The organism is Cellulosimicrobium cellulans (assembly GCF_001722485.1).
Lineage (GTDB): Bacteria > Actinomycetota > Actinomycetes > Actinomycetales > Cellulomonadaceae > Cellulosimicrobium > Cellulosimicrobium cellulans_A.
The window spans coordinates 22,095-28,407 of the sequence record NZ_LWGL01000015.1; the positions used below are offsets into that span (position 1 = coordinate 22,095).

The 6,313-nt window shown below is 75.2% G+C and carries 4 protein-coding genes and 1 pseudogene; 3 read left to right on the plus strand and 2 right to left on the minus strand.

Annotated elements, in window-relative coordinates:
* Nucleotides 1-21 precede the first annotated feature (21 nt).
* The 3 genes from JZ5iCDA_RS03405 (at nucleotide 22) to JZ5iCDA_RS03415 (ending at nucleotide 2,449) form a co-directional block, all read left to right on the plus strand.
* The gene (locus JZ5iCDA_RS03405; RefSeq protein WP_069385859.1) at nucleotides 22-849 is read left to right on the plus strand and encodes a metal-dependent hydrolase; all 828 of its coding nucleotides are present in this window, start codon (nucleotides 22-24) and stop codon (nucleotides 847-849) included.
* 217 nt (nucleotides 850-1,066) lie between these two features.
* Entirely contained in the window at nucleotides 1,067-2,011 is a 945-nt protein-coding gene (locus JZ5iCDA_RS03410; protein ID WP_253181934.1) for a serine protein kinase RIO, read from the plus strand.
* Nucleotides 2,012-2,050: 39 nt separating this feature from the next.
* On the plus strand, nucleotides 2,051-2,449 hold the full coding sequence (locus JZ5iCDA_RS03415; protein ID WP_069385860.1) for a hypothetical protein: 399 nt from the start codon (nucleotides 2,051-2,053) through the stop codon (nucleotides 2,447-2,449).
* Between the two features lies 1 nt (nucleotide 2,450).
* Here JZ5iCDA_RS03415 and JZ5iCDA_RS03420 read toward each other — a convergent pair whose 3' ends face one another.
* Both JZ5iCDA_RS03420 and JZ5iCDA_RS03425 read right to left on the minus strand, forming a co-directional pair.
* On the minus strand, nucleotides 2,451-6,029 hold the full coding sequence (locus tag JZ5iCDA_RS03420) for an error-prone DNA polymerase (protein ID WP_069385861.1): 3,579 nt from the start codon (nucleotides 6,027-6,029) through the stop codon (nucleotides 2,451-2,453).
* Nucleotides 6,029-6,313 (minus strand): annotated as a pseudogene (locus JZ5iCDA_RS03425) (hypothetical protein); the annotation flags it as partial. The gene JZ5iCDA_RS03420 and the pseudogene JZ5iCDA_RS03425, both read right to left, overlap by 1 nt.

The following is a 6,313-nucleotide window of genomic DNA, read 5'->3' on the forward strand; positions in this document are numbered from 1 at the left end:
CGACGAGGAGACCGCCTCACCATGATGGGTGCCAACCACGCGGCGACGGGAGCCGCCGCGTGGATCGCCGTGACGTCGACCGCGCCGTTCGCCCTCGGCTGGCACCCCGTGTCGTCCGTCGGCGTGATGACGGGCGCCGTGGTGTGCGCCGGCGCCGCGCTCCTGCCCGACGCCGACCACCACAACGGCACGTTCGCGCACTCCCTGCCGCCCGTCAGCGAGTGGGTGTCGGACGCGGTCGAGACGATCGCGGGCGGCCACCGCCAGGGCACGCACTCGTTCCTCGGCATCGCGGTCTTCACCGCGCTCGCGTGGGCCGCCGGGCTGCTCACGGTCGAGACGGCGTCGTTCGGCACCGTGTACGTCGGCGCCGGCGTGCTCGCCGTCCTCCTCGTCGCGCTCGCGCTCAAGGCGCTCAAGCTGACGCGCCGCGGGAAGCTCGCGCCCTGGTTGACGTCGCTGACCGTGGCGGTGCTCGTCGCGCTGTTCGCGCCCGAGGAGTGGAACTGGCTCCCCGTCGCGGTCGGCATCGGGGTCACCGTGCACATCCTCGGCGACGTCCTCACGACCAACGGCGCTCCCCTGCTGTGGCCCGTCAAGGTGCGCTCGCCCCGGTGGGTGCGTCGCTCGCTCGTGGTCGACGACGTGTGGCGCCCGAGCGGGAGCTTCGCGCTCCCGCTGCTGGGGTCCACCGGCTCGGTGCGCGAGTGGATCCTCGCGACCGCCGTCGGGGCATACGCCGTCGTCGGGTTCGTGTGGTCGGCGCTCGACCAGATGGGTTTCGACACCCACGGCACGTGGGAGCGCGTGCTCACGGCGGCCGAGCTCGCCGTCGCCGTCACCTTCTGAGCCGTAATTGCGTTGCCCGGCCGCCCGTCCGGGTGGGACGGTCTGAGCCGAGCCGCCCGCGCGTCGGGCACGAGGGAGAGGAGGAACGCCATGAGCCGTACGAGCCATGCCTGCGTACCCACCACCCTCGGGAGCGCCGCCGGTCGCTGACCGGCCCGACCACCCCGGCCCCGGGCCGGGCGGGACCGTGCGCTCCCCGCCCGAAGGAGCCACCACCGTGCCCGAGCACGACCCGCACGACCTGCACGATCCGTACCCGTACCTCCCCACGAGCTGGGCGCACGACGCGCGCACTCCCCCGCCCCGCCGTCTGCGCCGCCACGACGCCGACGACGGCGCCGACGATGCCGAGCGCGGGGTCCTCGACGCCGCGCTCGGCGACGACCAGCGCTGGTCGACCTGGTCCGCCGTCGAGAAGGGCCAGCGCGGACCCGAACCGCGACCCGAGTGGGTCGTCACCGCCGACGCCGCCGTGGACACCGAGCTCGGCGTCCTCAAGACCGGCAAGGAGGCGGACGTGTTCCTCGTCGAGCGCGCCGTCCCCGACGACCCCGCGCAGCGGGTGCTGCTCGCCGCGAAGCGCTACCGCGGCCTCGACCACCGCGCGTTCCGGCGCGACACCCTCTACACCGAGGACCGTCGCGTGCGCCGCACGCGCGACCGCCGCGCACTCGACCGCAAGTCGTCCTACGGCCGGCAGGTCGCGGCCGGCCAGTGGGCCGCGGCGGAGTTCGCGGCGCTCGGCGAGCTGTGGTCGGCCGGCGTCCCCGTGCCCTACCCGGTGCAGATCGACGGGAACGAGATCCTCATGGAGTTCGTGGGCACGAGCGACGGCGGCTCCCCCGTCGCCGCGCCGCGGCTCGCGCGCGCCCGCCCGGACGCGGCGCTGCTCGCGTCGTGGTGGGACCAGCTGCGCGACGCCATGGCCGTCATGGCGCGGCTCGGCTACGCGCACGGCGACCTGTCGCCGTACAACGTGCTCGCCGACGACGACCGCCTCGTGATCATCGACCTGCCGCAGGTCGTGGACCTCGTCGCGAACCCGTTCGGCACCGAGCTGCTCCTGCGCGACTGCCGGACGATGGCCGCGTGGTTCGCCGCCCGCGGGCTCGACGCGGACGCGGACGAGCTGTTCGCCGCGCTCCTCGCCCAGGCCTGGTGACGGGCGGCACGGTAGAACGCGGCACGGTAGAACGGGGGCATGGAGTCCTACGACAGCGACGACGTCCAGACGTTCCTCGCGACCTTCGCGGTCGCGGTCGGCACCGGCGACCTCGACGCCATCGCCGACGGCTACGCGTTCCCCGCGCTCGTCGTGGACGGCACGACGTCCGAGGCCGTCCCGGACCCCGACGCGGTCCGCGACGCCGCCGTGCGGACGGCGCGCGGGTACCGCGAGCGCGGGCTCGTCGGCGCGGTCGCGCACCTGGAGGACGTCGAGGAGGTGGGCGACGCGCTCGTGTGGGCGCGCGTGCGCTGGAGCTATCGCGACGAGTACGCGAACGAGCAGGAGTCCTCGACCGTCCGCTACCTGCTGCGCCGGGCGCGCGACACGTTCGAGGTGTGCGTCGAGGTGCGGCTGGACCCGCGCGAGGCCTGAGTCAGCGGAAGTCGCGCGACGTCGTCGCGACCTGCAGAGACAGCGGGGCGAGGTGCTCCGCGACGAGGTTCGTCGCGCCGTCGGCCCGCTCGAGCCGCCCCCGCACCACGAGCGCCGCGGACGTGCGCGCGACCTGGCGGAAGCGGCGCCACAGGCCCGTCGAGCACACGACGTTGAGGATGCCCGTCTCGTCCTCGAGGGACAGGAAGGTCACGCCCCCGGCCGTGCCCGGTCGCTGGCGGTGCGTCACGACGCCCCCCACGGCGACGCGGGACCCCGGCCGCTCCCCCGCCCCCGTGCGGTCCGCGCGCTCGATCTCCTCGGCGGTGCGGACGGCACCGGCGACGGTGAGCACGCCCGCGGCGTCGAGCCCGTCGCGCACGTGCTGGGTCGGGTAGGAGTCGGCGGACACGCCCGTGGCCCACACGTCCGCGACGGCGGTCTCGACGTCGGACATGCCGGGCAGCGCCGGCGCCTCGACGCCGACGCTCACGCCCGGGAGGGTGTCCGGGCCCTCCTGGGACAGCGCGCCCGCGGCCCACAGCGCCTCGCGCCGCGTCACGCCGAGCGACTCGGTCGCGCCCGCGGTCGCGAGACCCTCGAGCTGGGCGGTCGTGAGGTCGACGCGCCGCACGAGGTCGCGCAGGTCCCGGAACGGCCGGGGCGCCTCGTCGCCCGACGACGCGCCGCCGTCGCGCGCCGCGACGACGCGTTCCGCGGCCTGCTTGCCGAGCCCGCGCACGCTCGCGAGCCCGAGCCGCACCGCGAGCCCGAGGTCCGGCTCCGGCCCGAACGCGGTGTCGATCCGCGGAGGCTCGGCACGACCGGGAGCGGGCGGGGACCGCCGAGGGCCGTGGTCGGGCAGCCGCTCGACCGTCGCCTCGACGTCGGACGCGTTGACGTCCGGGCGCAGCACGGTGACGCCGTGGCGGCGCGCGTCCGCGACGAGCGACTGCGGCGAGTAGAACCCCATGGGCTGCGCCGCGAGCAGCCCGGCGTAGAACGCGGCCGGGTGGTGCACCTTGAGCCACGAGCTCGCGTAGACGAGGAACGCGAACGAGTACGCGTGCGACTCGGGGAACCCGAAGTCGGCGAACGCCTTGAGCTTGTCGTAGATCTCCTCGCGCACGGCAGGGTCGTCCACCCCCTTCTTCCGCATGCCCGCCATGAGCCGCTCGCGCAGCGCCTCCATCCGCTCGACCGACCGCTTCGAGCCCATCGCGCGGCGCAGCTGGTCGGACTCGGCGGGCGTGAAGTCCGCGACGTCGATCGCCATCTGCATGAGCTGCTCCTGGAACAGCGGCACGCCCAGGGTCTTGCCGAGCGACTTCTTCAGCAGCGGGTGCAGGAACGTCACCGGCTCCCGCCCCCGCGCGCGGTTGATGTACGGGTGCACCGACCCGCCCTGGATCGGCCCCGGCCGGATGAGGGCGACCTCGATGACGATGTCGTAGAACCGGCGCGGCCGCAGGCGCGGCAGCGTCGCCATCTGCGCGCGCGACTCCACCTGGAACACCCCGACGGTGTCGGCCGCGCACAGCAGGTCGTACACCGCCGGGTCGTCCTCGGGCAGCGTGTGCAGCTCGAGGTGCGACCCCTCGTGCCGCTCCACGAGCTGGAAGCCGATGCGCAGCGCCGTGAGCATCCCGAGCCCGAGCAGGTCGAACTTCACGAGCCCCGCGTCCGCGCAGTCCTCCTTGTCCCACTGCAGGACGGTGCGGCCCTCCATGCGCGCCCACTCCACCGGGCACACCTCGATGACCGGCCGGTCGCACATGACCATGCCGCCCGAGTGGATCCCGAGGTGGCGCGGCAGGCGCAGCATCCGGTCCGCGAGGTCGATCACCTCGTCGGGGATCTCGCCCTCCTCCGCGGCCGACGGCGGCCGGTGCGCGGGCACGACGTCGTGCGCGTCGTGAGCGCGCAGCACCTCGTCGGGCGGGTGGTCGTCCCGGGCGCCGCCGTCGCGCCCGTCCTCGGCGAGGGGGTCGACGACGTGCGGCGGCGGGCCCCACAGCGCCGTGACCCGCGCGTCCTTCACGGCGGTCTTCGTGACGGTCTTCGTCGCGATCGCGCGCTCCTTGGCCTGGCGGTCGGCCGCCGGCGACGACGGGTCCGGCCCGCGCAGGGAGCCCCACTGCTCGATGGACTTGCTCCAGGCGTCCGCCTGGCCGACGTCGTACCCGAGGGCCCGCGCGGCGTCGCGCACCGCCGACTTCGGCCGGTAGGAGATGACGTTCGCCACCTGGGCGGCGTGCGTGCGCCCGAAGCGGGCGTAGACGTGCTGGATGACCTCCTCACGCCGCTCGGACTCGATGTCGACGTCGATGTCCGGCGGGCCGTCGCGCTCGGGCGCGAGGAAGCGCTCGAAGAGCAGGCCGTGGCGCACCGCGTCGACGGCGGTGATGCCGAGCGCGTAGCAGACGGCCGAGTTGGCGGCGGACCCGCGGCCCTGCGCGAGGATGCCGTTGACCCGGCAGAACTCCACGAGGTCGTACACGACGAGGAAGTACCCCGGGAAGCCGAGGTCTTCGATGACCGTGAGCTCGTGGTCGATCTGCGCCCACGCGCCCGGGATGCGTTCGCTGCCGCGCGGGCCGTAGCGGTCCTCGGCCCCGCGCCGCACGAGCTCGCGCAGCCACGTGGTCTCGGTGTGCCCGTCCGGTACCGGGTAGGGCGGCAGCTGTGGCGCGACGAGCCTCAGGTCGAACGCGCACTCCTCCCCGAGGACCGCGGCGGTCGTGACGGCCTCGGGGAACCGGTGGTGGCGCGCCAGCATCTCGGCCGCCGAGCGCAGGTGCGCGGTCGGGGCGCCCGGCAGCCACCCGTCCATGTCGTCGAGCGCGGAGCGGGCCCGGACGGCTGCGAGCGCCCCCGCGAGGTCGGCGTCGGCGGGGCGGGCGTAGTGGGCGGCGGTCGTCGCGACGAGCGGGAGCCGCGCGTCGGCGGCGAGGTCGGCGAGCGCGGCGTGCAGGTCGGCGGTGCGGGGGTCGTCGTCGGCGGTGATCTCGACGGCGACGTTCTGGGCCCCGAACACGGCGACGAGCCGGTCGAGCTCGCGGCGCGCGGCGACGCGGCCCTCCGTGACGAGCGCGCGCCGCACGGCGCCCTTGCGGCACCCGGTGAGGACGAGCCACTGCCCGTCCGCCTGCTCGCCGAGGCGTTCGAGCCGGTAGTCGGCGGCACCCTTGGTCCCCGTCGCGAGGTGCGCGGTGGCGATCGCGCTCGACAGGTTGCGGTACCCCTGCGGACCGCGCGCGAGGACGAGCAGGTGGGTCGCGCGCGGGTCGGGCACGCCCGTGGGCGGGTCGAGCACGGGCGCGCCCGACGGCGCCCGGTCGCCGGACCCTGCCAGGACGGGCAGGTGCAGCTCGGCGCCGAACACCGTCGGGAGCCTGACCTTGGCGGCGGCCTGGGCGAAGCGGACGACGCCGTACAGGCCGTCGTGGTCGGTGATCGCGAGCGCGGACAGGCCGAGGCGCGCGCCCTCGGCGGCGAGCTCCTCGGGGTGGGAGGCGCCGTCGAGGAAGCTGAACGCGGAGTGCGCGTGGAGCTCGGCGTACCGGGGGGTGCGCGGCATCAGTCGTACATCCCCTCGACGGTCCAGCTCCCTCGGGCGCTCGCGAGGAGGAGCCCGCGCCCGTCGTCGAGCAGCACCTGCAGGTGCACGCGACGCCGCGGGGCGTGGGTCCACCAGCGCTCGGCGAGCGGCCACGGCCCGGCCCAGTCGACGACCGCGGCCTCGAGGCGTGGTTCGACCGGTTCGTCGACGAGCTCGACGTACCGCACGCCGTCGTGAGCGAGGGTGTGGAGACGATCCCGCTCGGCGACGACACCGCCGAGGAGTACCGCGGGACGGCGAAC